We start from the raw sequence: 25,585 nt of genomic DNA on the forward strand, positions 1-25,585 counted from the left end.
TGTGTTTAACTCGAAAGTGAAAGTGAAATCGCCAGACTGAAGGCGATTGCCGGGGGATGCGTCTGTTGGAGCGGATCTACGACCTCGCCATCATTGGAGGCGGCGTGAACGGCTGTGGCATCGCGCGCGATGCGGCCGGACGCGGAAACTCCGTTTTCCTTTGCGAAATGAATGATCTGGCGAGCGGAACCTCGTCCTGGTCGACCAAGCTCGTGCATGGCGGGCTGCGCTATCTCGAATATTACGAGTTTCGGCTGGTTCGCGAGGCGCTGATCGAGCGCGAGATCCTGTGGCAGATCGCGCCCCACATCATTCGCCCGCTGCGCTTCGTGCTGCCGCATCATGCCGGCTTGCGCCCGGCCTGGCTGCTGCGCCTCGGCCTGTTCCTCTATGACCATCTCGGCGGCCGCAAGCTGCTGCCGCCGACCCGCTCGGTCAATCTGCGCAGCGACGAGGTCGGCCGTCCGCTGATCGCCGGGCGCTACGACCGCGGCTTCGAATATTCCGACTGCTTCGTCGACGACGCCCGGCTGGTCGTGCTGACCGCGCGCGATGCCGCCGACCGCGGCGCCGAGATCCGGACCCGCACGCGGGCGACCGAGATCCGTCAGGACGGCGGCGTCTGGCTGCTCACCACCGAGAACACCGGGACCGGCGAGCGCCAGACCATCAGGGCGCGCGCGCTGGTCAATGCCGCAGGGCCCTGGGTCGAGCAGGTGCTGTCGACCGGCGCCGGCGTGAATGCCAAGGCCAAGGTGCGGCTGGTGCAGGGTTCGCACATCGTCGTCCGCAAGCTCTACGATCACGACCGCGCCTACATCTTCCAGAATGCCGACGGCCGCATCATCTTCGCGATCCCGTATCAGCAGGACTTCACGCTGATCGGCACCACCGATCGCGACTATCAGGGCGACCCGGCCAAGGTGAAGGCGACCGACGAGGAGATCGCCTATCTCTGCGCCGCGCTCGGCGAGTACCTCGCCAAGCCGGTCCAGCCGAGCGACGTGGTGTGGAGCTATTCCGGCGTGCGCCCGCTGTATGACGACGGCGCCAGCGAAGCCAAGGCGGCGACGCGCGACTACGTGTTCGAGCTCGACACGCCCGGCGGCCTGCCGCTGCTGTCGATCTACGGCGGCAAGATCACGACCTACCGGCGGCTGTCGGAAGAGGCGCTGCAGCGTCTCGCGCCTTATCTCAAGGGCGCCAAGGCGGAGGAGGGTTGGACCGGCAAGGCGCAACTGCCCGGCGGTGACATGAAGGTCTCGGCCGTGGCGCCGTTGATTGCCGATCTCACGAAGACCTATCCGTTCCTGTCAGATGCACATGCGAAGCGGATCGCGCACGCCTACGGAACACGGGCCAAGACCATGCTCGCCGGTGCGACATCTTCGGCCGATCTCGGTCAGGATTTTGGTGGCACCTTGACGGAGCGCGAAGTCAGGTACCTGATGACGAACGAGTGGGCGTTGACGGCCGAGGACATCGTGTGGCGGCGATCGAAGCTTGGATTGCGAATGTCGGCGGCTGAAATTGCCGCGCTCGAGGCGTGGATCATCGCCAACAGCGAGCGCGCGGCTGTGACGGCGCGCGAGGCCGGGGGACGGGCATGAGCGTTGCGCTCGATCACGTCTCCCGAATCGTCGACGGTGTCACGACTATTCGCGACGTCTCGCTGACCCTGCAGCGGGGAACGCTCAGCGTGCTGCTCGGACCGACGCTGTCGGGCAAGACCTCGATCATGCGGCTGCTCGCCGGCCTCGACAAGCCGACGACGGGACGGGTGCTGGTCGACGGCAAAGACGTCACCGGCGCCGACGTGCGGCAGCGCTCGGTCGCGATGGTCTATCAGCAGTTCATCAACTATCCCTCGCTGACGGTGTACGAGAACATCGCCTCGCCGCTGCGCGTGCAGGGCAAGCCGCGCCAGGAGATCGAGAAGCGCGTGGCGGAAGCCGCGCGGCTGCTGCGGCTCGAGCCATACCTGAAGCGCACGCCGCTGCAGCTGTCCGGCGGCCAGCAGCAGCGCACCGCGATCGCGCGTGCCCTGGTGAAGGGCGCCGATCTCGTGCTGCTCGACGAGCCCCTCGCCAATTTGGACTACAAGCTTCGCGAGGAGCTGCGCGCCGAGCTGCCGCGCATCTTCGAGGCGTCGGGCGCGATCTTCGTCTATGCCACCACCGAACCGTCGGAAGCGCTGCTGCTCGGCGGCCGCACCATCTGCATGTGGGAAGGCCAGGCGCTGCAGGCCGGCGACACCGCCGCCGTGTATCGCCGCCCCGACACCTTGCGCGTCGGCCAGGTGTTCTCCGATCCGCCGATGAACATTGTCGAGATCCAGAAGCGCGGCGACAGCGTGCAGTACGCCGGCAACGTCAATGCTCCGGCGGTCGGCCTCTATGCCGATCTGCCCGACGGCAGCTACCGCGTCGGCTTCCGGCCGCACCAGCTCGGGCTGGCGAAGGGCGACGGCGGCCATGGCCGCCATGCGTTTCCGGCGACCGTCTCGGTCACCGAGATCACGGGATCGGAGAGCTTCGTGCATCTGACGCGCGACGGCATGAACTGGGTCGCCGTGCTGCACGGCGTGCACGAATACGAGCCCGGCGAGGTTCTCGATGCCGTGCTCGATCCCGCCAACATTTTCGTGTTCGACGCCGGCGACCGCCTGGTCGCGGCGCCCAAGATCTGAGGGAGATGCCGCATGGCCCGCATTGACCTCGAAGGTCTCGCCCACTCCTACGGCAACGGCAGCGACGTCGAGAGCTACGCGCTGAAGCCGGTGACGATGACCTGGCGGCAGGGCGGCGCCTACGCGCTGCTCGGCCCGTCCGGCTGCGGCAAGACCACGCTGCTCAACCTGATCTCCGGCATTCTCACGCCGTCGCACGGCAAGATCCTGTTCGACGGCACCGACATCACCAAATCTTCGACCCGCGAGCGCAACATCGCGCAGGTGTTCCAGTTCCCGGTGATCTACGACACGATGACGGTTGGCGAGAATCTCGCCTTTCCGCTCAAGAACCGCGGCGTGCCCAAGGCGGAGATCGACAAGCGCGTCGCCGAGATCGCCCGTCTGCTCGATCTCACGCCGGACCTCAATCGCAAGGCGACGCGGCTCACCGCCGACGCCAAGCAGAAGATCTCGCTCGGCCGCGGCCTGGTGCGCTCCGATGTCGCCGCCGTCTTGTTCGACGAGCCGCTGACGGTGATCGATCCCGAGCTGAAATGGCAGCTGCGCTCGAAGCTGAAGGCGCTGCATCGCGAGCTCGACCTCACGATGATCTACGTCACCCACGACCAGACCGAGGCGCTGACCTTCGCCGACACCGTCGTCGTCATGCATGATGGCCGCGTCGTGCAGAGCGGCACGCCGGCCGAGCTGTTCGACAAGCCGGCGCACACCTTCGTCGGCTATTTCATCGGCTCGCCCGGCATGAACATCCTCTCCGCCGAGGTCAAGGGCCGGGAGGCTCGCATCGCCGGCCACACCCTGCAGCTTTCGCGAAGCTATGATGCGCTGCCGGCCGGCGCCAACATCGAGATCGGCGTGCGTCCCGAATTCGTCGACGTTGCGCAGCCCGGACCCGGCCTGCTCGATGCCAATATCGAGCGCGTCGACGATCTCGGCCGCATCCGCTTCGCCCGCGTCCGCGTCGGCGACGTCAAGTTCGCCGCGCGGCTGCCGGCCGGCGTGTCGCCGCAGGGCTCGGCGGTCGGACTGAAGTTCGATCCGGCCTATGTTCACGTCTACGCCGACAGCCGCCTGGTCGAGGGAGCCTGAGTGATGGACAAGACCATCAACAACAAGGCCTGGTTCCTGGTGCTGCCGGTGTTCCTGCTGGTCGCGTTCTCCGCGATCCTGCCGCTAATGACGGTGGTGAACTATTCAATGCAGGACACCTTCGGCAACAACCAGTTCTTCTGGAACGGTGTTGCCTGGTTCAAGGAGCTGCTCGATCCCTCGACCGATCTCGGCGGCCGCTTCCTGGCCTCGCTCGGGCGCAACCTGATCTTCTCGCTGGCCATCCTGGCGATCGAGGTGCCGCTCGGCATCGTGGTGGCGCTGTCGATGCCGCGGGCCGGCTGGACGGTGGCGTTCTGCCTCGTCACGCTGGCGCTGCCGCTCCTGATTCCATGGAACGTGGTCGGCACCATCTGGCAGATCTTCGGCCGGCCCGACATCGGGCTGCTCGGCTACACGCTCAACGGTCTCGGCATGGACTACAACTATGTGTCGAACGATTTCGATGCATGGGCGACGGTCATCGTCATGGACGTCTGGCACTGGACCAGCCTGGTGGCGCTGCTGTGCTATGCCGGCCTGAAGTCGATCCCCGATGCCTATTACCAGGCGGCGCAGATCGACGGCGCCTCGCGCTGGGCGGTGTTCACCGCGATCCAGCTGCCCAAGATGCATCGCGTGCTGCTGATCGCCGTGCTGCTGCGCTTCATGGACAGCTTCATGATCTACACCGAGCCGTTCGTGGTGACCGGCGGCGGGCCGGGCAATTCGACCACCTTCATCTCGATCGAGCTCGTCAAGATCGCGCTCGGCCAGTTCGACCTCGGCAAGGCGGCCGCGTTGTCGCTGGTCTACAACCTGATCATCCTGATCGTGTGCTGGGTGTTCTACACCATCATGACCAATGCCGGCGCCGAGCGCCGGCCGGTGGAAGGGGGCGCGTGATGAACACCATTCCGAGCCGCCGCATCATCATCTCGCTGTTCCTCATCTTCCTGCTGTTGCCGATCTACTGGCTCGTCAACATGAGCTTCAAGACCAACAACGAGATCGTCACCACGATGACGCTGTGGCCGCATCAGCCGACGCTGGCCAACTACATGCGCATCTTCACCGACGAGAGCTGGTATTCCGGCTACATCAACTCGCTGAAATACGTCATCATCAACACGGTGATCTCGATCCTGGTGGCGCTGCCGGCGGCCTACGCGTTCTCGCGCTACCGCTTTCTCGGCGACAAGCACCTGTTCTTCTGGCTGCTGTCCAACCGCATGGCGCCGGCCGCGGTCTATGCGCTGCCGTTCTTCAATCTCTACTCGGCGATCGGCCTGTTCGATACGCCATGGGCGGTCGCACTGGCGCATTGCATCTTCAACATTCCGCTCGCGGTCTGGATCCTCGAAGGCTTCGTGTCGTCGGTGCCGCGTGAGATCGACGAGACCGCGTTCCTCGACGGCTACTCGTTCCCGCGCTTCTTCGTGAAGATCCTGGTGCCATTGATCGCCAGCGGCATCGGCGTCGCGGCGTTCTTCTGCTTCATGTTCTCCTGGGTCGAGCTGCTGCTCGCGCGCACGCTGACCTCGGTCGACGCCAAGCCGATCTCGGCGGTCATGACCCGCACCGTCTCGGCCTCGGGCATGGATTGGGGCCTGCTCGCCGCCGCCGGCGTGCTGACCATCATCCCCGGCGCGCTCGTGATCTGGTTCGTCCGCAACTACATCGCGCGCGGCTTCGCGCTGGGACGGGTGTGATGATGGCAACGACTGTCGCGCAAGCGCATGACAGCTCTAACCTCTCCCCGCTTGCGGGGGCGCGACGAGCTTCGCTCGCGCTGAGAGGTCGGATTGCATCGCCAGATGCAATCCGGGTGAGGGGGTACAGGTCTCACCACGAGCACTTCCCGTGCGTCTGCCCCTCACCCCAACCCTCTCCCCGTAAGAACGGGGAGAGGGAGCGCACCGCCGTCGGCGCGGGCGCATTTAATCGCTCAGGCAGAAGGGGCTAATGCATGGACAGCATCGCATGGATGGCCTGGACGTTGCCGACGGCGATCTTCTTCGCTGCGTTGGCCTGCACGCTGGCCGTCATGACTCTGCTCGCCGCCCGCTATCCCGAGGCCGAGCGGGTGGGCGTGCTGCGTATTCCGACCACGCGCGGCGATCGGCTGTTCATCTCGCTGATATCTGCCGCCGTTATCCATCTGGCATGGATCGGGCTGGTCGGGACCGATACGATTGCGACCTTGCCGATCGGCGAGGAGGGTTTTGAGGTTTCGAGCCTGTGGCTTGCGACCGCAATTTCGCTTGCATCAGCCGTTGCGATCTTTCGCACCGTCTGACGCAGGCGAGGAAGGGCAGATCCGGGACCAACCCGGACCTGAATACGTCTGTCGCTGCAAGGAGGAAACCATGCGACACTTGAAACGGAAGCAACACCAGAGCAAGGCCGGCTATCTTGCGATGACCAGCGCGGTGGCGCTGTTTGCCGCGACGATGACGTTGTCCATTCCGGCGCTCGCCGACGACGCCACGATCCAGAAGTGGATCGACAGCGAGTTCCAGCCGTCGACGCTCTCCAAGGAAGAGCAGAAGAAGGAGCTCGAGTGGTTCGCCAAGGCCGCCGAGCCCTTCAAGGGCATGGAGATCAACGTCGTCTCCGAGACCATCACGACTCACGAATATGAGTCGAAGACGCTGGCCAAGGCGTTCACCGAGATCACCGGCATCAAGCTGAAGCACGACCTGATCCAGGAAGGCGACGTGGTCGAGAAGCTGCAGACCCAGATGCAGTCCGGCAAGAACGTCTATGACGGCTGGATCAACGATTCCGACCTGATCGGCACCCACTTCCGCTACGGCCAGACCATCGCGCTGTCCGACTACATGAAGGGCGACGGCAAGGACGTCACCAATCCCGGCCTGGACGTCAACGACTTCATCGGCAAGTCGTTCACGACCGCTCCCGACGGCAAGCTCTATCAGTTGCCGGTTCAGCAGTTCGCCAACCTCTATTGGTTCCGCTACGACTGGTTCACCAATCCGGACTACAAGGCCAAGTTCAAGGCCAAGTATGGCTACGACCTGGGCGTGCCCGTGAACTGGTCGGCCTATGAGGACATCGCCGAGTTCTTCACCAACGACGTCAAGGAGATCAACGGCGTCAAGGTCTATGGCCACATGGACTACGGCAAGAAGGATCCCTCGCTCGGCTGGCGCTTCACCGACGCCTGGCTGTCGATGGCCGGCAACGGCGATAAGGGCATCCCGAACGGCCTGCCGGTCGACGAATGGGGCATCCGCATGGAAGGCTGCCGTCCGGTCGGCTCCTCGGTCGAGCGTGGTGGCGACACCAATGGTCCGGCCGCGGTCTACTCGATCGCCAAGTACCTCGACTGGATGAAGAAGTATGCGCCGCCGCAGGCGCAGGGCATGACCTTCTCGGAGGCCGGCCCGGTCCCGGCGCAGGGTAACGTCGCCCAGCAGATCTTCTGGTACACCGCCTTCACCGCCGACATGGTGAAGCCCGGCCTGCCGGTCGTGAACGCGGACGGCACGCCGAAGTGGCGCATGGCGCCGTCGCCGCACGGCTCGTACTGGAAGGACGGCATGAAGCTGGGCTACCAGGACGCCGGTTCTGCGACGCTTCTGAAGTCGACCCCGCCGGATCGCCGCAAGGCGGCCTGGCTGTACCTGCAGTTCATCGTCTCCAAGTCGGTGAGCCTGAAGAAGAGCCATGTCGGCCTCACCTTCGTCCGTGAATCCGACATCTGGGACAAGTCGTTCACCGAGCGTGCGCCGAAGCTCGGCGGCCTGATCGAGTTCTACCGCTCGCCCGCCCGCGTGCAGTGGACCCCGACCGGCAACAACGTGCCCGACTATCCGAAGCTCGCGCAGCTGTGGTGGCAGAACATCGGCGACGCGTCGTCCGGTGCGAAGACCCCGCAGCAGGCGATGGATGCGCTCGCGGCCGCTCAGGACTCCGTCCTCGAGCGTCTCGAGAAGTCCAAGGTCCAGGGCGACTGCGGTCCGAAGCTGAACAAGAAGGAATCGGCCGAGTTCTGGTTCAACAAGTCGGCGAAGGACGGCAACATCGCTCCGCAGCGCAAGCTCGCGAACGAGAAGCCGAAGGGCGAGACGGTCGACTACGACACGCTGATCAAGTCGTGGCCGGCGACCCCGCCGAAGCGCGCCGAGGCGAAGTAAGCATCGCGATCCCTTCGGACGGTCCGGCTACAGGTCGGACCTCCGGGGAATCGGGAAAGGCCGGGAGCGATCCCGGCCTTTTTCGTTGGCGCGGCGGAACTGCGGCTTCCCGGAGACCGCCTCAGAGCGAGTATTGCGCGGTCAGCGTCAGGGGAAGGCTGAAGAACGGAAACAGCATGGTCTGCTTGTACTTGACGCAGGCGACCAGGGTTGAGCCGCCGACCGGCAGATAGTTCTTGAGCGAGGACGTGCTGAACGTGACGGCGCCGCTGCCTTTGACGATGAACGTGTTCGCTACCGTGTAGGTGCCGTCCTGATTCACGACGCGGTAGATGACCGCGTCGACATTCGAGAGATTGGTGCCGGAGAGGGTGCTGCCGGTCATCGTGATGCCCATGATGTTGGACAGCGTGTTGATGCTGTCGGTCGACAGCGACGCGGGCGTGCAGCTCTGGGTAGCCGTCGACCCGGACGTCGTGATGGAGCATTGGGCCGGTGCGATCATCGCGTCGGCCGCGCGGATCATGGCCTCTGCGGCTTCGACCGTCATCCGATCGGAGATCAGTGCCTCGCCGAGATTGCAGAGGCCCATCAGCAGTGTGGCGATGAGCGGAAGGGCGAGCGCGAACTCGACCGCGGCGACGCCGCGGCGGTCCGCGATGAACGAGCTGGGATGCAGTTTCGGCCGGAACATCATTTCGGGACGATCACGATGGAGGTGTCGATCTTGTTGCCGAACAGCGCAGGCCAGGCCGACAGCATGGAGGAGAGATCGAGCAGCTGCTTGCTCGGATACACCACCCTGATCAGCACCGGCACCGCGCTCTGGGGCGCGTAGTAGTCGGTCGCCGAGGCGCTCGTCGTCGGGCTGTTGGCTGTGACCTGGCCGACATACAGCGTGTAGCTGCTCGCGGTGATGCCGTAGCTGGAGCTCAGATTGTTGGTCAGGATGCTCTTTGCGGCCGCGATGTTGGCCGGCCGCGAGGATTGCGGGATGATGGTCTGGCCGAGCGCGAATGTCTGTTCGTGCAGCACCGAGATATAGTAGTACCGGTAGCCGAACTGGACGATCAGGAACAGGATCACGCAGAACAGCGGCATCAGCATTGCGAACTCGATCGCGGTGACGCCGCGGTCGTCGCGATGAAACCGGCGCGCGATTCCGGCCGCTCGCGACAGCGGCTGGCCGGGCTTTCGAGGCCAGGAGAACGGACGACTCATCGCGCGATTCCGAGCCAGATATCCTCGGTCATGATGCGCTTGCCGCCGAGCGAGGCCCAGGAGCGCATCACCTCGTTGCCGCGGCCGTCGTCCTGGCGTTCGGCGCGCACGCTGATCTCGGTGATGCCGAGCGTCCTGACCGGAACGATGTTCGCCTCGGTCGCGGTCGCCGTGCCGTCGTCGATCCAGACCGCCAACCCATCGAGATCGGCACCGCGCAACACGCCGGTTTCGCTGTGGTCGAACTCGGCCAGCTTGGCGTAGCCGTCCGCATGGCCGTCGGCGGTTCCGAACAGCCGCCTGCCGTCCATCTTCTTCGCCGCCTGGCCGTCGCGGTTGTCGACCAGGAAGCCCTGGCCGTTGCCGACCAGCCATTCGACCTGCACCGGATGCCCATCGCCCATGAGATCGAAGCTGACCGTCCTGCCGATCGCGGAGCGGCGCCCGAGCGGGGCCGTGCTTTCGCCGGTCGTGACGATGCGCCCAAGCCCGGTCAGGTCCAGCGCGATCGGAGATTCCAGCTCCGTGCAGGCGCCGCTGCCGTCGACCCAGATCGCGCTCGTGGGACCGCGCACGAATGCCAGATACTTGCCGCTATCGATGTATGATTTCAGATTGGCGGCGTTCTGGTTGATCATGTTGTAGACGTACAGGTTCTGGTACGTCGAGCTGAATGTGGTCGTGCTCCCGGAACTCGTGACGCCCGCGACCTGGATGCTCGTGGTGTTCGGCTCGTAGTCGGCGGCGAGCGGAATCACGTTCTTGCCGTTGACGCTGGCCTGGCTCGAATAGGCGAAGGTCGTCGTGGAGACGAACTTGCTGCTGTTGTAGAGGCTCTTGGTCGGGCTCTGGCCGCTGAACGTATCGTAGTGCGGCCCACACGTTCCTTTCGGCGCGGTGCTGGTCGAGGTCGTCGTGCTGCCGGTCGTGGTTGTCGTTGTCGTGGTTGTTGTCGTCGTCTGCGTGGCCGGACAGATCATCGGAATCGAGCCGTCCGCGTTGAGGAGCTGAATATAGAGGATATCGGTGTCGGCGACGGTGACGCCGCTGGTAGGGCTGTTGCCGAAGGTCCCGATGGTGCCGGTGCTCGATATCGTGAACGTATCGGTATAGTCGCCGCTGTGACTGGCTCGGTAATAGGTCGTGGGAGGGTCGCCATCGCGGGCCAGCGACACGACATAGGTCGCTCCGGAGGGCAGGCCCGTGGAGACCGTGGTCGTCGTCGTCGCCCCGGTGCTCTGCACGTGCTTCTGCGTGATGGTGCCCCTGACCAGGCTGATGCCGAGCGGAGCGTTCTGCGAGAACACCGGGTCGACGCATTTCGACAGCGAGAAGGCTGTGCTGTCGCATGTCGCGGTCGCCGAAACCGGAACGTCGGCCGCGCCGAGCACTCTCGTGAAGGTGACGGGAACGGTATAGGTGCCGGTGACCGTGTAGGACGTGCCGGCGTTCGTCACATCATACTTCGCGCTCGGCAGGTTTGCGACCATCTGAGAGGCCGCGAAGGCGCTCGCCTGGCTCAGCAGATCCTGGGTGTTCTGCGTTGCCATGCTGACGTTGGATTGAATTCGCTCGCAGGTCCGGTTGACGACCTGCTTGATGGCGACCTTGGCAGACTGGGCGCGATAGGTGTCGACGCCGAAGCCGACGAATCCGGCCATTGCGACGAACAGAATCGCGAACGTCACGGCGAAGTTGCCGCGCGTGTCGTGCCGAAATTCGTGAAGCAGATTACTCATCGGATCCCGCTCTCCTTGACGATGTCGATGATGTCGAAAACGCTAGGAGGCGCGACATTAAATCGAGGTTAAATGAACTTCGCACTTGCACACATGACATGTGACGTTGCGCCAACTCGGAACTGGATACCGGTGTTGCCCATCGAGGTACCGGCAATGGTGGAGGTTCAAGTTATTAGTCGTAAACTAATTGATGCGGCGGCAGCGGCCTTGCCGATGAGGAGGCCTAAGACCGAAGGTGGCGCCATGCAGCTCCGAATGTCGATGGAGGTCGCGGGCTGAAGATCGGACGCCGCATGCGCGTCTCTTGTGCGCCTCTACATCGGACGTCCGGTTGCGCGGCGTGAGAGACAGCCGTGAGATGGCGTGGTTCCCGGCGCCGCGCGCCGGAACAATGGCCGACGGGACTCGAGCTCGTGATTCGGAAAAATCGCAATAAGCCGACCGGGATCCTGATCGCTGATGGCCCGTCCGGTCTGGCGCCTGAGTCATGCGAACCGGGAGAAATTCCCGGGTCCTGGGGGACATATTCCACGAGGCAAGTGCCTTGAAGCGGATGCGGACAGGCTGCACTCTTTCGTCCTCGGGATGATCGCGACGTTTGCCGCGACTTCGCCTCAAGGACAGGAAACAACAAGGCTTCAGACGATTTGACGAGCGCCCCGGTTGGGCAGAGCCGTCATCGTGATCACAGCCCCGAAGCCATCGAGGGAGTACGACCATGGATCAGGCGCACGTCGCCAGCCTCGCGAGCACGCTGCCCGAGGCGCTGTCGCCTTGGACCATGTTCATGCAGGCCGATATCGTCGTGAAGGCGGTCATGATCGGTCTGGCGCTAGCCTCGGTGGCCACCTGGACCGTGCTGGTCGTCAAGACGATCCAGCTGCGCTCGGCGCTGCGCACAGCACGCAGCGCGCTCGCCACGGCGACCGCAGCCCGCTCGCTGCCGGATGCGACGGGGCGTGTGTCCGCCGATGGCGGCGTCGTCGGCCGGCTGCTCTCGGTTGCCGAGGACGAGATCGACCGATCGCGCGGCCTGCCGGCGGACGGCATCAAGGAGCGCGTTTCCTGGCAGTTCGAACGGATCGAGGCGGCAGCGGTCGCGCGCATCGGCCGCGGCATCGGCATTCTCGCCACCGTCGGCGCGGTCGGGCCGTTCGTCGGCCTGTTCGGCACGGTCTGGGGCATCATGAACAGCTTCATCGGCATCTCGCATGCCCATACGACGAACCTCGCGGTGGTCGCGCCGGGAATCGCCGAGGCGCTGCTCGCCACCGCCTTCGGTCTCGCCGCCGCGATCCCCGCGGTGGTGATCTACAATCTGTTCGCGCGTGCGACCGGCGGCTATCGCGCCGTCATCGCCGATGCATCCGTTGCGGTGATGCGCCTGCTCAGCCGCGATCTCGACCGCCAGCACGCCGGGCCGGCCGAGGCGCGGCGCAGCGCCATCCGCGCGGTCGATGCGCCGCTGCTGTCGATCGCCAATCCGGCGGAGTGAGCCATGGCCGTCAAGCTTGCCCGGCGCACCGACGAGTTCGAGGAGACGCACGACATCAACGTGACGCCGTTCATCGACGTCATGCTGGTGCTCTTGATCATCTTCATGGTGGCGGCGCCGCTCGCCACCGTCGACATTCCGGTCAATCTCCCGGCCATCTCGGCCGAGCCGCAGCCGCGCGCGGAAACGCCTGTCTTCGTGACCTTCAAGGCCGACCGCTCGCTCGCCGTCGGTGACCAGAGCGTCGCGCAGGCCGACATCGCCGCTTCGCTCGATGCGGCAACCAAGTCCGATCATGGCCAGCGCGTGCTGTTGCGCGCCGACCAGACGCTGCCCTATGGCGAGGTGATGGCGCTGATGAACACGTTGCGCCGCGCCGGCTACACCAAGGTGGCGCTGGTTGCGCTGGAAGACCGGAGTGCGCAGTGAGCGTCCTGACGCTCGATCCGTTCGACGATGACGGAGCGCGCCGCGAGCGGACGCTGTGGACGGTCGCTGCGATCGTGGTGGCCTCACTGCATGTCGGGCTCGCCATCGGCTATCTGCTGCTGCACCCAGCGCCGGAGGGGCGGGCGCAGGCCGACGCATTCGATGTCGTGTTCACGCCCGCGGTGGTGAACGAGCCGGCTCCGATCGCGCAGGAAACGCCTGCCGAGCCGACGCCGCCGGCCGAGCCTCCGAAGGAGGAGCCGGCGAAGGAGGAGCCCGTTGCCCGCGAGGCCGTCGCGGAGCCGGTACCCCAAGCGCAGCCCGATCCCGAGCCGCAGGTCACGGCGCAGCCGGAGCCGGTGCCCGAGACGATCGCGCAGCCCGAGCCCATGCCGCAGGTCGCGCTGGCCCCCGAGCCGCCTCGGGCCGACGACGTCGTGCTGCCGCCGCCACCACCGCCGAAGCCGATCGAGGCGAAGCCGCCGGAGCCTAAGCCAACACCCGCGCCCGAGCGCGTCGAGCGCAAGCCCGTGGAAAAGAAGGAGGCGAAGGAGAAGGTCGAGAGGAAGCCCGCGCCGGCAAAGCCGGCCGCGGCGGCAGAGAGTCGTCAATCGCGTGTCGCCTCGGCGCCAAATCCGGGCGAGGACAGCGTCGGCGCGCGCGAGGGGCAGGCCGCGTGGAACCATCAGGTCGAGGCACAGATCGGTCGTGCCGCGGCGGGCGCCTATCCGTCGGATGGCAACGGCGTCACCGGCACGGTTGCTGTCAGCGTCGTCATCGACCGCAATGGCCGCTTGTTGTCACGGCGGCTGGCGGGCAGCTCGGGCTCGCCGGCGCTCGATCGTGCGGCGCTATCCATCATCGAACGGGCTCAGCCGTTCCCGCGCTTTCCGCCGGTGATGACCATGGCGCAGGTGTCGCGCACCGTGCCGTTGCGTCTGCGGCCGCGCTGAGCGGCCGCAGACGCGACGATCACTTCGAGCACTCGGTCAAATCCGTATCGCGCACGACGAACTGCGCGCCGTCCTTGAGCTCGATGTTCTTGGCGAAGCAGGTGCGGCCGCCCTTTTCGGACAGCTTGATGTCGTAGCGGCCTGATTTCACGCCGACCAGCGTCATGCGCTCGTTATGGTCGAGCATGCCCTCGTCATCGTTCTTGCACTGGTCTTCGCCCCAGGTCTTGGTGCCGGCAGCCGCCAGGTACATCTTCACGATGGTCTGCCCGGTGCGATTGAGAAAGCGCGGGCCATCCTCGGCTGACGCGGCAGAGCCGGCAAGCAGGGCGAGAGCGCAAGCGGTGACGAGGCGACGCATGACGAATGTCCTTTTCTTATGATTGAGGATGAGCTGAGGGAATGGCAGCCGGGCCGCGATCAGAAATCCTTGCCGATGCTGCTCTTGATCGCGAGCCCGCGCGAGGCATTGGTCAGGCCGTAGCCGACGCCGACGCTGAATTCGAAGCCCTTGAACTTGGTGTCGGCAACGGCATAGAGCGTCTGCATCTGCTGATGCCAAGGCAGGACGTGGCCGAACGGTCCGAGATTGGAGAAATGCTCGATGCCGACAGTCCAGCGGTTGCTCAGGCGTTTGACAAAGCGCACCGAAGGCTCGAAGGCCGAGCCGGCGCCGTCGATGCCGAACGTCATGTTGGCATTGAAAATGAGCTGATAGTCGTCGGGCAGATTGACGCCGATGATCGGCGTGAACATCTGCGCCAACCGCGGCGTCGCCTCCTGCACGAAACGCGGCGCGCCCGGCTGGCCGGCGCCGGCCTTGTTGGCGACCCACAGATCCGGCGTGAGCCCGCCCTGCGGCGCCAGGATGGTGCGTGACACCAGGCCGAGAAAGACGGTCCGCTCCAGCCGGTCGCCCTGGATGAAGGTCTGGCGGATGGTGACGCCGCCGGATTGGAATGAGTAGCCGGGCACGCCATTGTCCATCACGTTGCCGAGCTGCATCGGCACGTTGGCGCGCGCGAAGGCATAGGGCGAGGTCAGCGCGATCTCGTACCATTCGGTCGGCGAGTAGCCGATCTCGGTCTCGCCGGTCACCGCGCGCTGCGGCACGCGGCGTCCGCCGTTCTGCTGCTGCGGGTTGAAGGTCGTGAGATAGCCGAAGCGCTGCTCGATCTGGAAGTGACCGGGCGATGCGGGATCGTTGCCCTGGATCTCCTCGGCGGCCGCGCCGAATGGTGCGAGCAGAAAAGCGGCACTGGCGGCCGCATAGCCCCATCGAGTTGCCCGGCGTGCCTGCGTATGATCGGTCGACAGCATCGTCCCCGCTCTCCCCTCCCATGATGAGCTAACGAGTCGGCGCGGCGAAAACATGCGGGGGGACCGGCCGAAAGGTGACACAATCGGGAAACGATTAGTTGCGTGCTGCCGCATTTCTCGGCTGAGTGCTCGGTCCGGCGGCAATAGGGATGTTTTGGCAAGCAGAGCGGGAGATTTTGACCGAGAAGAATATGACAACGAAGGCGCGAGTGAATCTCTTCACGACGATGAATGTGGCGCGTTGCAAACACATTGAGGCCACGGACCGATGAAAGACATCGACCACAACATGCGTTCTCGATGGCCGGGCTCGCCGGAGATCGGAGGTCAATTGATTTACGCCCATGACCATCGACGTCGCGCGCGCGCCGGCCTTGCAAGACCGCTGGTGATGATCGCCGTCGTGATGTCCGCTTCGTTGCTGTTGGCCGGACCCACCTTCGCGCGGGACAGGCTGCTGCGCGAGGATCTGGAAGCCTGGTGGAGCCAGCTGCAGGCCAAAATGAGCCCGGCCAAGAAGCCTTGTCTCACCGCAACGGAGACGGGTTGCAGCCGCCGTCAGATGACCCGGACTCGCAAGAGCGGCGAAGAGGTGATGGCCGAACGTGCGACATCGGATCGCAGGGGCATGCGCCAGGTCCATATCAGCAAGCAGCGGCGTACCGCTGTCAGCGCGCGGGCCGAAGCGCGCGAAAGCGTGGACCCGGATGCCGATAGGGAGATCCGTCGCGATCGTCCAGGGAAGTACTTCCTGCATGGACCCCGGTTCTGATCCCGAAAACCTAGTCGGCAATTCCCTCGCTCGCCTGCTTCTTGCACTTGCGAAATAGCGGAACCTCGCTTAGTTCCACGGAGCGCGTGCCGCGCCGCCTCGAACCGGCGGCGCCCGCAGACGTTGTTACCGCACCCTTCATCGCCGCCCGGTGGGACGGCGGAGACAAAGGATCAATTCGATGAACTGGAAACTGATGATGACGGCAGCCGCCGTCGGCATGGCTGCGATCGTCGGCACGTCGACGATGGCCGCGAGTGCTCCGGCCGGCTCGAAGCTGCTGACCTCGATCGATCCCGACAAGGACGGCACCGCCGACATGAACGAGATTCGCTCCGCGGCCGCTGCGCTGTTCGACAAGCTCGACCGCGACCGCGACGGCACGCTTGACGCCAAGGAGCTGCGCGGCCGGGTCTCGGCCAAGGATCTCAAGGCTGCCGATCCGGACAATGACGGCACGCTGACCAAGGTCGAGTATCTTGCCCTCGTGGCCGGCCGCTTCAAGGTGGCTGATCCGGACAATGATGGCACGCTCGATTCGAAAGAGCTGAAGTCGGTCGCCAAGCTGCTGAAGTAAGGCGCGGTCCGGATCGGACCGTTGAACGAGACGATGAGGGCCTGCGACGGGACACCGCCGCAGGCCCTCTTTCTGTCCGCGGCTCGGCTGGGCTTTTTGGCGTGCCGGGCCCAGGCTGTGCCTCACAACCCCGGACGCGACATCTCCACCGCCAGGCGCACCAGGTCCGGCAGGCTGCGTGCCCCGAGTTTCTGCCGCAGCCGGTAAGTCAGATTGATCACGGTCTTGTAGCTGATCCCGAGCTGATCGGCGATCGCCTGATAGGATTTCGCCTCGGCGAGCAATGCGAGCGCCTGCCGTTCGCGCGGCGTCAGTGCGGTCGATCCGCTTCCGTCGGGGTCGTTGCGCAGCATCGCGATCCGCATCACAAGCTGCGGATCGAGATAGGTGCCACCCGACCGCACCTGCTCCAGCGCTTTCGGTAGTTCGTCTGGCGGAGCATCTTTCAGCAGGTAGCCGCTGGCGCCGGCATCGATCGCGGAGCGAACCACGCGCGTGTCAGCGAGCATGCTGAACACCAGGATGCGGGCGCGGGGATCATGCGAGCGCATCCGCCCGATCAGCGCAATGCCGCCGAAATCATCGCCCTGCAGACGAAGGTCGACGATTGCCGCATCGGGACGTTCGCGGACATAGGCGTCGTAAGCGCTCTCGGCGTCGTGCGCCTCTGACAGCCGGGCGATCCCCGCCGTGTTGAGGAGCCAGCGGCAGGCCGTGATCACGACCGGGTGGTCATCCACGAGCAGAACGCGATACATCCGATCCAGGTCTCGCTCTTGAGCCAAGGCTGCACTGGCAACGACCACGATGCGGATGGCTGCTATGTCCGCCAACGTGCTTCGTGTTCCCACCGCTGCTGTTCTGTTGCAAACCAGAACCGGGTGCAACACTGTGACCGCGGTGGGAGTGAAAATTGGCCAGATGATCGCCAATTCCCGGATTCGGGAAAATTGTCCCTAGATCGCGAAGAATATTCCCCATTGCGACAGTATTGGCCGCTGTTTACGAATGTTACCGTTCGTAATTCGTGTGAATTGACCGGTTTCGGCGGGGTGGGCTCAGGGGCGTGAGTTCGTGCCGGAAGCGGTCGACAAGAAACTGGGGGACGTCTTGACCAGACTCCGGGCGCTGAAGAGCGCGCTTCTCGCAACGTGCGCGTTGCTACCGACGGCTGCATTCGCGCAGCAGACCCTGCAGACCATCGAAGTGGTCGGCGTCTCACCGGTTCAGGGCGGTGAGATCGCCAAGGACAAGGTCCCGTCCAACGTGCAGACGATGACCGCGCAGGACCTCGATCGCACGCGCACGCCATCGCTGCTCGACGGCATCCTGCAGTCGATGCCCGGCGTCTCTCTCAGCGACCAGACCGGCAATTCGTTCCAGCGCGATCTGGACTATCGCGGTCAGACCGCCTCGCCGGTGCTCGGCACGCCGCAGGGCATTGCCGTCTACCAGAACGGCACGCGTATCAACGAGGCGTTCGGCGACGTCGTCAACTGGGACCTGATCCCGGAGATGGCGATCGCGCGCATGACCCTGCAGCCGAACAACCCGCTGTTCGGCCTGAACGCCATCGGCGGCGCGATGTCGATCGAGATGAAGAACGGCTTCACCTATCAGGGCGGAGAAGCTCAGCTGTTCGGCGGCTCGTTCGGGCGCATGCAGTCGGGCGCGCAATATGGCTGGAACAACGGGACCTACTCAGCGTATATCGCCGCGGAAGGCGCCTATGACCGCGGCTGGCGCGACTACTCGTCGTCCTCGCATGTCCGGCGCATGTATGCGGATTTCGGTGCGCGCGGCGATACGACCGAATTCCACCTCTCCTTCACCGGTGCCGACAACAAGCTCGGCTCGGTCGCGGCGACGCCGATTGAGATGCTGAACCAGCGCTGGTCGAGCGTCTACACCTGGCCGCAGTCGCTGCGCCTGCAAATGCAGATGGTGCAGGCCAGCCTGAAATGGGCCCCGACGGATACGCTGTCGTTCCAGGCCAACGGCTACTATCGCAACTACAAATCCTCGCGCATCGACGGCAACGGCACCGAGGTGGAAGATGATGGTGCCGGCTCATTCGTCATCGAGGACGCCGCCGGTACGCAGTGGGGCATCAACCGCAACGGTCCGGTCGCCAACACGCTGGCTGCCGACACGGCGCTCGGCCAGATCGACCGCAACACCGTCAAGACCTCGAGCTATGGCGGCTCGCTGCAGGCGACCTCGACCACGCAACTGTTCGGCCATGACAATCATTTCGTCGTCGGCGCCAGCGTCGATCACGGCAATACCAACTTCCAGGCCACGTCCGAGCTCGGCACCATCGACAACAGCCTGTTCGTGACCGGCCTCGGCGTCTACATCGATCAGCCCAACGCCGGCCTTGCCCCGGTCAACCTGAATGCCAAGAACACCTATCTCGGCGTCTACGCGACCAACACCTTCGACATCACCTCGCAACTGGCCTTGACGGCCGGCGGCCGCTTCAATTGGGCGCAGATCAACCTGCGCGACCAGACCGGCTTTGCGCCGCTCCTCAACACCGACAACAATTTCCAGCGCTTCAACCCAGTGGTCGGCCTGACCTACAAGATCACGCCGAACATGACGGCATATGCAGGCTACTCCGAAGCCAACCGCGCGCCGACGCCGCTCGAGCTCGGCTGCTCGGACCCGAACAATCCGTGCCTGATCGACAACTTCCTGATCGCTGATCCGCCGCTGAAGCAGGTGGTGTCGCGTACTGTCGAGGGCGGCCTGCGCGGCGAGCTGTCGGGCGGCTCGTCGGCCTATGCCGCGGCGCCGCCGCCTTACCGCAAGGCGCCGATCAAGGCCGTGGCCGTCGATGACGGCTGGAAGCTGCGCTGGGGCATCAGCCTGTTCCGGACGGAAAATTCGGACGACATCATTCAGGTTGTCGATCCGGCCAACCCGCTGCGCGGCTATTTCAAGAACGCCGGCACCACCCTGCGCCAGGGTGTCGAGGCCAAGCTCGACCTGACCTGGAACCGCTGGACCGCCTACGCCAACTACACCTTCATCGACGCGACCTTCCGCAGCGCTTTCGATATCAACGATCCGGTCCTGGGCCCCCTGGGTGTCGTCTCGGGCAATCACATCCCTGGCATTCCGGCGCACCGCCTGAAGCTCGGCGCGGAATATGCCGTGACCGATGCCTGGAAAGTCGGGACCAGCATCAACTATGTCGGCAGCCAATACCTGCTGCACGACGAGACCAATATGGGCCCGAAGGTCCCGGCCTACTGGGTCGTCAACCTGAATACGTCCTATCAGATCACCAAGAACGTCGAGGTGTTCGGCCTGATCCAGAACCTGTTCAACCAGCGCTACTACTCGGCCGGCACCAGGTTCGATCCAGCCGGCTTCAACACCGCCGGCGGCGGCACCGCGTTCGCCTTGAACGATCCGCGCAGCATGGTGCCGGGCATGCCGCTCGCCGCCTATGCCGGCATCCGCGCGAAGTTCTGAGCTTCGCACGGATCGCGGCAAGTCATAGGCGCGTCAGCGCCGCGCCACGGCAGCCCCCGCCGTGGCAAGAAGGCCGGGAGAGATCCCGGCCTTTTCGTTTGTCCTGTGGCCTGTCACGCCAGTCGTGTCGTCCGGGGGCAGATCTGCGCGCGCGTTCGCCGCCGTGCTCTCGCGTAAAGTTTGGCTGGTTGCATCAGAGGCACAAGAGTATTGTTAGTAGTAGTTAGTTGGGAGCGTCAGGACTAATTCTGTTGTTAGTTGGAATTTGTCCCTGGTGGCTTGAGAAACTTTCGCCTTGCTGGTTCCGGTCAATATTTCGATACAATTCGCACCAACGATAAAGCACGTGTAGTGCGTATTTTGGGGCGTCAAGTGAAATCAAATAGAAGAATGCGCAGCGAGGCCGCTGCCGCGAGTTTTGTGTTGCTGTCGACGTGGATGGTCGTCGGCGAGGCAAGAGCCGAATGTACGATCCCCGGGGTGACGGTCACCTGCAGTGGAAGCATCACCTCCGCCGTCACCGTGTATGACGCGGCCGCTGCATTTGCGCCGACGAACGGCAGCAATGCCTACACGCCGACCAACCCGGCCTTCCCCGCGACCGGGTACAATCCGAACCCGCCGACCACCGTCATCACGCTCGATTCCACGGCCGTCCGCAACCTGACCACCAACACCCAGACCGGTCTGGCCGATCGCGGCATGATCGCGGCCAACTTCTCCAACGACGAGGATCCGGCGGTCAACAACGTCGTCATCAACAATGCCGGCTGGCTCAGCCTCACCACCAGCCAGCTCAGCGCCGGCCGGCTGCACGTCATCGTCGCCGACAGCCAGGTCAACAAGTTCACCATCAACAACACCGGCACGCTCGCCGCCACCCAGAACTTCTTCGGGACGTTCGATGCGACCAAGCTGAGCGTCTCGATCGGTGCCACCGCGACCGGCCGCTACAACGGCACCAACCTCGCCATCATCTCGGCGCTGTATTCCGACGACAACACCAACAGCGTCGTGGTGAACAACCGCGCCGGCGGCACGATCTCGGCGACGGGCAATTTCGCGGCGGCCTATTTCGGCCGGGCCGACACCACGATCACCAACTCCGGCACCATCGGCAACACCAGCTGGACGGCGGCGAGCCGCTTCTATGACGGCCACTGGGCGATCGCCGCCTTCGCCGGTGCCGAGTTCGACACCATCCCCGGCAGCAATCCGGATTCACCGCTCTACAAGTTCGACTCCAATGGCAATGTGACGGTGACCGAGACCAAGGCGCTGACGCTGACCAACAATGCCAGCGGCGTCATCAAGGGCGATATCCTGGCGCTCGACACCAATCCGCTGACCACCGCCGCCGGTCTCGCCGCGGGATCGACCTTTCCGCTGACGGGCAGCGGCTCGAACTCCGGTCCGCGCGACAGCGTCATCGCCAATGCCGGCCTGATCCAGGGCAACCTCTATCTCGGCTCCGGCGAGCACGACATCAGCAACAGCGGCACAATCTCGGGCTCGATTTCGGTCGACCAGAGCGCGTCGCGCGGCTCGTTCGCCAAGGCGACCGCCGGCACCCTGCCGGGAACGTATAGCAGCTCAGGTACCGGCACCGATGCCAACGGTGCAGCCTGTCCGACCGCCGGCACCGACACCACCGACCCGCTGTGCGCCGCGAGCACCAACCAGGCCGCGACGTTCTTCGGGGCACGCACCTTCAATCTCGCCAACACCGGCACGCTCGGCGGCGACATTACGATCAACGACCAGGACGGCGCCACCAACACCATCCTGCTCAAGGGTACCGGCTTCAGCGGCAATGTCGTCGCGCTGAACGGGCTCGGTGCCAACTCGCTGACGCTCGACGGCGTGACCAATCTCGCCAGCATCGTCAATTTCGGCACGCTCGATTTGATGAAGTCGCAGGTCACCGTCGGCGCTGGCGGCGTTCAACTGGTCGACGGCGCGGTGCTGCGGACGACGATCTTCGGCCCGGGCGGCACCGCGGCGGCGCCGTCGAGCAACATCGGCAACATCACGGGCAACGTGACCTTTGCGGGGGCCGGAACCGTCACGCCGACGCTGCAGGGCATCGTCCGCAATGGCGACGTCTACCGGGTGGCGACCTCGGTGTCGGCCACGCCGCTCACCGTCGATTTCTCCAGCGCGCTGGTCGGCTTCACGGCCGATACCTCCACCGGATCGCTCTTGCTGAACTCATCCGTGCGGTCGCCGACGACGATCGCAGGCATCTCGCCGAGCGCGCTCGCGACGCTGAACGGCCTGCTCGGCTACACCGGCAGCAACGCGCAGGTGCAGGCCCTGGGCGGCGCCGTGCAGAGCCTCGGCACCGACGGGGAGGTGCGCAACGCCGGCGACCAACTGCGCCCGTTCGTGAACGGCGCGCAGGTCCAGGTGCCGCTGAGCACCGCCTCGTTGTTCCAGGCTCAGATCGACAACCGCCTGACGGCCGCGGCTGCGGGACCGTCTGCCAATTCGCGCGTCGCCTCGGCCTTCGCCTCCGAGTCCGATCCGCTCACATCGATGCTGATGGCCTATGGGGCCACCAAGGCGCGTCCGACGGTGAAGGCGCCGCCGGCCATCGCGCCGGAGCTGGAGCGGGCGGTCTGGGGCAGCCTGATCGGCACCAATGTGTCGCAGCACGACGTCGCTGGTGTCGCCGGCTATTCGGGCAACACCGGTGGCCTCGTCGCCGGTATCGACCAGCGCATCGACGGCGCGTTCCGCGTCGGCGCTGCGTTCGGCTACGCCACCAGCAGCATGGATGATCGCACCGTCGCGGGCGACGCCGTCGGCATGCAGCACTATCAGGGCAAGGTGTACGGCGCCTATGTCCAGCCGTTCTGGTACGTCAACGGCTCGGCCGGCCTCGCGCTGGTCGACTACACCACCACCCGCCGGGTCAACTTCGCCGGCTTCACCGACACCGTCTCCGGCAGCCACAAGGGCTGGCTGACGCTGGTGCGCGGCGAGTTCGGTGCTCCGGTGAAGCTCGGCGAGGCCGTGCTGACGCCGTTTGCCGGCGTGACCTACGGCCGTCTCGATCAGCAGGCCTACAACGAGACCAGCGCCGCCGGCGCCGCGCTCGCGATCGCCAAGCAGACCACCAACTCGGTGCGCTCGAACCTCGGCTTCCGCTCGACCCTGCCGCTGCTGGTCACCTCGACCTACGGCTTCGGCCTGGAGACGCTGGCTGCGTGGCGACACGAGTTCGGCAACACGGCGCAGAACGTCACGGCAAGCTTCGCCGGAGGCGGCGCGCAGTTCTTCGCCGCCGGACCATCGCCCGAGCGCAACCTTGCCGAACTGGGTGCAGCGTTGAAGCTGGTGGCGTTCGGCGAGCGCCAGTCGATCTCGCTCGGCTACAACGCCGTCGTGGGCAGCCAGTATCTCGAGCAGTCAGCTGTGTTGAAGGTGCGCGCGGAGTTTTGACGGGCTGCGTCGCTTCGCTCCGTCTCGCAAGAGGCACGAAGGCCGGGAGAGATCCCGGCCTTTTTCATTTGATAACTCGATCGTCACCGATGTCGTCTGTTGCGACGTGTGGGCAAACATCCCGTTGCCGTCGTGACCAAGGTCGTTGGTCAAACCAGGAATCTTCGGCGCGGTGCAGTTCGGCGCCGCGAACTACGAACTTCCGCCACAGAACCCGCCGAGCTATGCGCATCTCTCGCATCGAGCAACGAGGTGTGGACATGCGCGGAAGATCGCCAATATTTCTGCTGATCGTTTCATTGTCGAGCATCGGTCGTGCACCGGTCCTCAAGCGCCGGGCGGCTGCGACGATCTCTGTCGCGGCCCTCGCCGGCAGCCTCTGGATGCAAGGCCTGGCGCTGCCCGGTGCCGCCGCGCGCGATCTCGATGGACGCTACGCAGCCTCTCCGCTCAAGGGCTGGTTCGAGAAGCTGCGCTCGCGCAAGGGGCCGTGCTGCTCGGATGCGGACGGCACGGCGCTCTCGGACATCGATTGGGAGATGAAGGACGGCCGCTACCGTGTGCGCATCGAGGGCCTCTGGTGGGCCGTGCCGGAGGACGCCGTGGTGACCGAGCCGAATCGCGCCGGCCGGACGATGGTGTGGCCGGTGTACTATCGCGAGCTCAACACCGGCTTGCGCATCGATATCCGCTGCTTCATGCCGGGAAGCATGACGTAGACGATGATGACAGGGAGGGTCGGCGAAGGCGCGCCTGCGGCACTATTACGACGCATCGCGCATTCTCGCGCGCGGTGCCCACCATTCTCACCACTTGCACAGATGCATGGTGGGCACGCGACCGCCCTGCGGGCGGCTGCTTTGCCCACCCTACGTGATCACGACTACTCCGCGGCCTGTGCGGCCTTCAGCGTCGGATAATCGGTGTAGCCCTTGGCGCCGCCGCCATAGAGCGTGGCGCGATCGAGTTCGTTGAGCGGGGCCTTCGTCTTAAGCCGCTCGACCAGATCGGGGTTGGCGATGAACGGGCGGCCGAAGGCGATCAGGTCGGCGGCGCCGGCATCGAGCTGCTTGGTGGCGAGCGCGAGGTCGTAGCCGTTGTTGGCGATATAGGTGCCGTGGAAGCGCTTGCGCAGCGAGCCATAGTCGAACGGCGCGACGTCGCGCGCGCCGCCGGTGGCGCCCTCGATGACGTGGATGTAGACGAGGTTCAGCGCATTGAGCTGGTCGACGATGTAGTCGAACAGCGGCTGCGGGTTGGAATCGGAGATGTCGTTGGCCGGCGTCACCGGCGACAGCCGGATGCCGGTCCTGTCGGCGCCGATCGCCTCGGAGACTGCCTTCGCGACGTCGAGCATCAGCCGGGCGCGGTTCTCGATTCCGCCGCCATAGGTGTCGGTGCGCTTGTTGGCGCCGTCCTTGGCGAACTGGTCGAGCAGATAGCCGTTGGCGCCGTGGATCTCGACGCCGTCGAAGCCGGCTTCGACCGCATTCAGCGCGGCCTGCCTGAACGCCGCGACGATGCCCGGAATCTCTGAAAGCTCCAGCGCGCGCGGAGCGGACACGTCGGTGAAGGCGCCGCCGACGAAGGTCTTGGTCTTGGCGGCAATCGCCGAGGGCGCCACCGGCGCGCCGCCATCGGGCTGCAGCGACACGTGGGAGATGCGGCCGACGTGCCAGAGCTGGATGAAGATGCGGCCGCCCTTGGCGTGGACCGCGTCGGTCACCTTGCGCCAGCCGGCGATCTGCGCCTTGGAATAGATGCCGGGCGTGTCCTGGTAGCCCTGGCCCTGTTGCGACACCTGGCTGGCCTCGGAGATCAAGAGGCCCGCGCTGGCGCGCTGGGCGTAGTACTCGGCCGTCAACGGCCCCGCGGCCAGGCCCTCGACGGCGCGGTTGCGCGTCAAAGGCGCCATGACGACGCGGTTGGCCAGGGTGATCGGACCGAGCTTTGAGGGCTCGAACAGCTTGGAGGGGCTCATCGGCGCTTTCCAGTGAGAGGACAGGTGTCATTCAATTGTGCATTGCCGCAGATGGCTCAATGGCCCGAGCCATTCGAAAAACGCGGGCGTGTCAGGCGCAAACCCTGCGCGACGGCCCGCGCGGTCGACCGACCACGGGGGCTGACGAAAGTCTGCGCATGGCGCGTGCCAGCTTGTCGAATGAAGGCCGTGACGATATCGTGAGGTGCGCCACTCAG

22 protein-coding genes are annotated in these 25,585 nt (G+C 65.0%); 15 read left to right on the forward strand and 7 right to left on the reverse strand.

Annotated elements, in window-relative coordinates; translation table 11 throughout:
- Positions 1 to 56: 56 nt before the first annotated feature.
- The 7 genes from glpD to ACQR07_RS26945 all read left to right on the forward strand — a co-directional run bounded on the left by glpD (position 57) and on the right by ACQR07_RS26945 (position 7,944).
- Positions 57 to 1,610, forward strand: coding sequence for a glycerol-3-phosphate dehydrogenase (gene glpD / locus ACQR07_RS26915; RefSeq protein WP_434905127.1), 1,554 nt, complete (start codon positions 57 to 59; stop codon positions 1,608 to 1,610).
- A complete protein-coding gene (locus ACQR07_RS26920) occupies positions 1,607 to 2,689 on the forward strand; it encodes an ABC transporter ATP-binding protein (protein WP_434905128.1) in 1,083 nt (360 codons plus the stop codon). Before glpD ends, ACQR07_RS26920 begins: the two co-directional genes overlap by 4 nt.
- Positions 2,690 to 2,701: 12 nt before the next feature.
- On the forward strand, positions 2,702 to 3,781 hold the full coding sequence (locus ACQR07_RS26925) for an ABC transporter ATP-binding protein (RefSeq protein WP_434905129.1): 1,080 nt from the start codon (positions 2,702 to 2,704) through the stop codon (positions 3,779 to 3,781).
- 3 nt (positions 3,782 to 3,784) lie between these two features.
- On the forward strand, positions 3,785 to 4,687 hold the full coding sequence (locus ACQR07_RS26930; protein WP_434905130.1) for a carbohydrate ABC transporter permease: 903 nt from the start codon (positions 3,785 to 3,787) through the stop codon (positions 4,685 to 4,687).
- Positions 4,687 to 5,493 (forward strand): carbohydrate ABC transporter permease, encoded by an 807-nt coding sequence (locus ACQR07_RS26935; protein WP_434905131.1) that lies wholly within the window; start codon positions 4,687 to 4,689, stop codon positions 5,491 to 5,493. Before ACQR07_RS26930 ends, ACQR07_RS26935 begins: the two co-directional genes overlap by 1 nt.
- 257 nt (positions 5,494 to 5,750) lie before the next feature.
- The gene (locus tag ACQR07_RS26940; protein ID WP_434905132.1) at positions 5,751 to 6,080 is read left to right on the forward strand and encodes a DUF2160 domain-containing protein; all 330 of its coding nucleotides are present in this window, start codon (positions 5,751 to 5,753) and stop codon (positions 6,078 to 6,080) included.
- 121 nt (positions 6,081 to 6,201) lie between these two features.
- Positions 6,202 to 7,944 carry an ABC transporter substrate-binding protein gene (locus ACQR07_RS26945; protein ID WP_434905175.1) on the forward strand — a complete coding sequence of 581 codons (1,743 nt, stop codon included), beginning with the start codon at positions 6,202 to 6,204 and terminating at the stop codon, positions 7,942 to 7,944.
- 121 nt (positions 7,945 to 8,065) lie between these two features.
- On the opposite strand, the gene ACQR07_RS26950 is transcribed toward ACQR07_RS26945, so the two are convergent.
- The 3 genes from ACQR07_RS26950 to ACQR07_RS26960 are packed head-to-tail and all read right to left on the reverse strand — an operon-like array spanning position 8,066 to position 10,904.
- A complete protein-coding gene (locus tag ACQR07_RS26950) occupies positions 8,066 to 8,641 on the reverse strand; it encodes a TadE/TadG family type IV pilus assembly protein (protein ID WP_434905133.1) in 576 nt (191 codons plus the stop codon).
- The gene (locus ACQR07_RS26955) at positions 8,638 to 9,165 is read right to left on the reverse strand and encodes a TadE/TadG family type IV pilus assembly protein (RefSeq protein WP_434905134.1); all 528 of its coding nucleotides are present in this window, start codon (positions 9,163 to 9,165) and stop codon (positions 8,638 to 8,640) included. The genes ACQR07_RS26950 and ACQR07_RS26955 overlap by 4 nt, the downstream gene beginning before the upstream one ends.
- Complete coding sequence (locus ACQR07_RS26960; RefSeq protein ID WP_434905135.1) at positions 9,162 to 10,904, reverse strand: TadE/TadG family type IV pilus assembly protein; 1,743 nt, start codon at positions 10,902 to 10,904, stop codon at positions 9,162 to 9,164. Before ACQR07_RS26960 ends, ACQR07_RS26955 begins: the two co-directional genes overlap by 4 nt.
- A gap of 721 nt (positions 10,905 to 11,625) precedes the next feature.
- Between ACQR07_RS26960 and exbB the strand changes: the two genes are divergently transcribed.
- Genes exbB through ACQR07_RS26975 form a run of 3 tightly spaced genes read left to right on the forward strand, consistent with a single transcriptional unit; the run spans position 11,626 to position 13,784 of the window.
- Positions 11,626 to 12,402 carry a tonB-system energizer ExbB gene (gene exbB, locus ACQR07_RS26965; RefSeq protein WP_434905136.1) on the forward strand — a complete coding sequence of 259 codons (777 nt, stop codon included), beginning with the start codon at positions 11,626 to 11,628 and terminating at the stop codon, positions 12,400 to 12,402.
- 3 nt (positions 12,403 to 12,405) lie between these two features.
- Positions 12,406 to 12,831, forward strand: coding sequence for a TonB system transport protein ExbD (exbD, locus tag ACQR07_RS26970; RefSeq protein ID WP_434905137.1), 426 nt, complete (start codon positions 12,406 to 12,408; stop codon positions 12,829 to 12,831).
- Positions 12,828 to 13,784, forward strand: coding sequence for a TonB family protein (locus ACQR07_RS26975; protein ID WP_434905138.1), 957 nt, complete (start codon positions 12,828 to 12,830; stop codon positions 13,782 to 13,784). The genes exbD and ACQR07_RS26975 overlap by 4 nt, the downstream gene beginning before the upstream one ends.
- 19 nt (positions 13,785 to 13,803) lie before the next feature.
- Here ACQR07_RS26975 and ACQR07_RS26980 read toward each other — a convergent pair whose 3' ends face one another.
- Positions 13,804 to 14,145, reverse strand: coding sequence for a hypothetical protein (locus ACQR07_RS26980; RefSeq protein WP_434905139.1), 342 nt, complete (start codon positions 14,143 to 14,145; stop codon positions 13,804 to 13,806).
- A 59-nt stretch (positions 14,146 to 14,204) separates the two neighbouring features.
- The gene (locus ACQR07_RS26985) at positions 14,205 to 15,104 is read right to left on the reverse strand and encodes a hypothetical protein (protein ID WP_434905140.1); all 900 of its coding nucleotides are present in this window, start codon (positions 15,102 to 15,104) and stop codon (positions 14,205 to 14,207) included.
- 268 nt (positions 15,105 to 15,372) lie between these two features.
- On the opposite strand from ACQR07_RS26985, the gene ACQR07_RS26990 reads away from it, so the two are divergent.
- Positions 15,373 to 15,876 (forward strand): hypothetical protein, encoded by a 504-nt coding sequence (locus tag ACQR07_RS26990; protein WP_434905141.1) that lies wholly within the window; start codon positions 15,373 to 15,375, stop codon positions 15,874 to 15,876.
- A gap of 220 nt (positions 15,877 to 16,096) precedes the next feature.
- Positions 16,097 to 16,453: an EF-hand domain-containing protein gene (locus ACQR07_RS26995; protein WP_434905176.1), complete on the forward strand. Its 357-nt coding sequence runs from the start codon at positions 16,097 to 16,099 to the stop codon at positions 16,451 to 16,453.
- 122 nt (positions 16,454 to 16,575) lie between these two features.
- Here the strand turns inward: ACQR07_RS26995 and ACQR07_RS27000 are convergent, their stop codons facing one another.
- Positions 16,576 to 17,385, reverse strand: a complete 810-nt coding sequence (locus ACQR07_RS27000) for a response regulator transcription factor (protein ID WP_434905142.1) — start codon at positions 17,383 to 17,385, stop codon at positions 16,576 to 16,578.
- A gap of 178 nt (positions 17,386 to 17,563) precedes the next feature.
- Here ACQR07_RS27000 and ACQR07_RS27005 point away from each other — a divergent pair, with 178 nt between their 5' ends.
- From ACQR07_RS27005 to ACQR07_RS27015, 3 genes are all read left to right on the forward strand, one after another.
- Positions 17,564 to 19,939: a TonB-dependent receptor gene (locus ACQR07_RS27005; RefSeq protein WP_434905143.1), complete on the forward strand. Its 2,376-nt coding sequence runs from the start codon at positions 17,564 to 17,566 to the stop codon at positions 19,937 to 19,939.
- A 480-nt stretch (positions 19,940 to 20,419) separates the two neighbouring features.
- On the forward strand, positions 20,420 to 23,386 hold the full coding sequence (locus tag ACQR07_RS27010) for an autotransporter outer membrane beta-barrel domain-containing protein (RefSeq protein WP_434905144.1): 2,967 nt from the start codon (positions 20,420 to 20,422) through the stop codon (positions 23,384 to 23,386).
- A 383-nt stretch (positions 23,387 to 23,769) separates the two neighbouring features.
- A complete protein-coding gene (locus ACQR07_RS27015; RefSeq protein WP_434905177.1) occupies positions 23,770 to 24,105 on the forward strand; it encodes a hypothetical protein in 336 nt (111 codons plus the stop codon).
- 164 nt (positions 24,106 to 24,269) lie between these two features.
- Here ACQR07_RS27015 and ACQR07_RS27020 read toward each other — a convergent pair whose 3' ends face one another.
- Entirely contained in the window at positions 24,270 to 25,367 is a 1,098-nt protein-coding gene (locus ACQR07_RS27020; RefSeq protein WP_434905145.1) for an alkene reductase, read from the reverse strand.
- Positions 25,368 to 25,585 lie beyond the last annotated feature (218 nt).

Origin of the sequence: Bradyrhizobium sp. HKCCYLS20291, assembly GCF_051167715.1 — a bacterium.
Classification (GTDB): Bacteria; Pseudomonadota; Alphaproteobacteria; order Rhizobiales; family Xanthobacteraceae; genus Bradyrhizobium.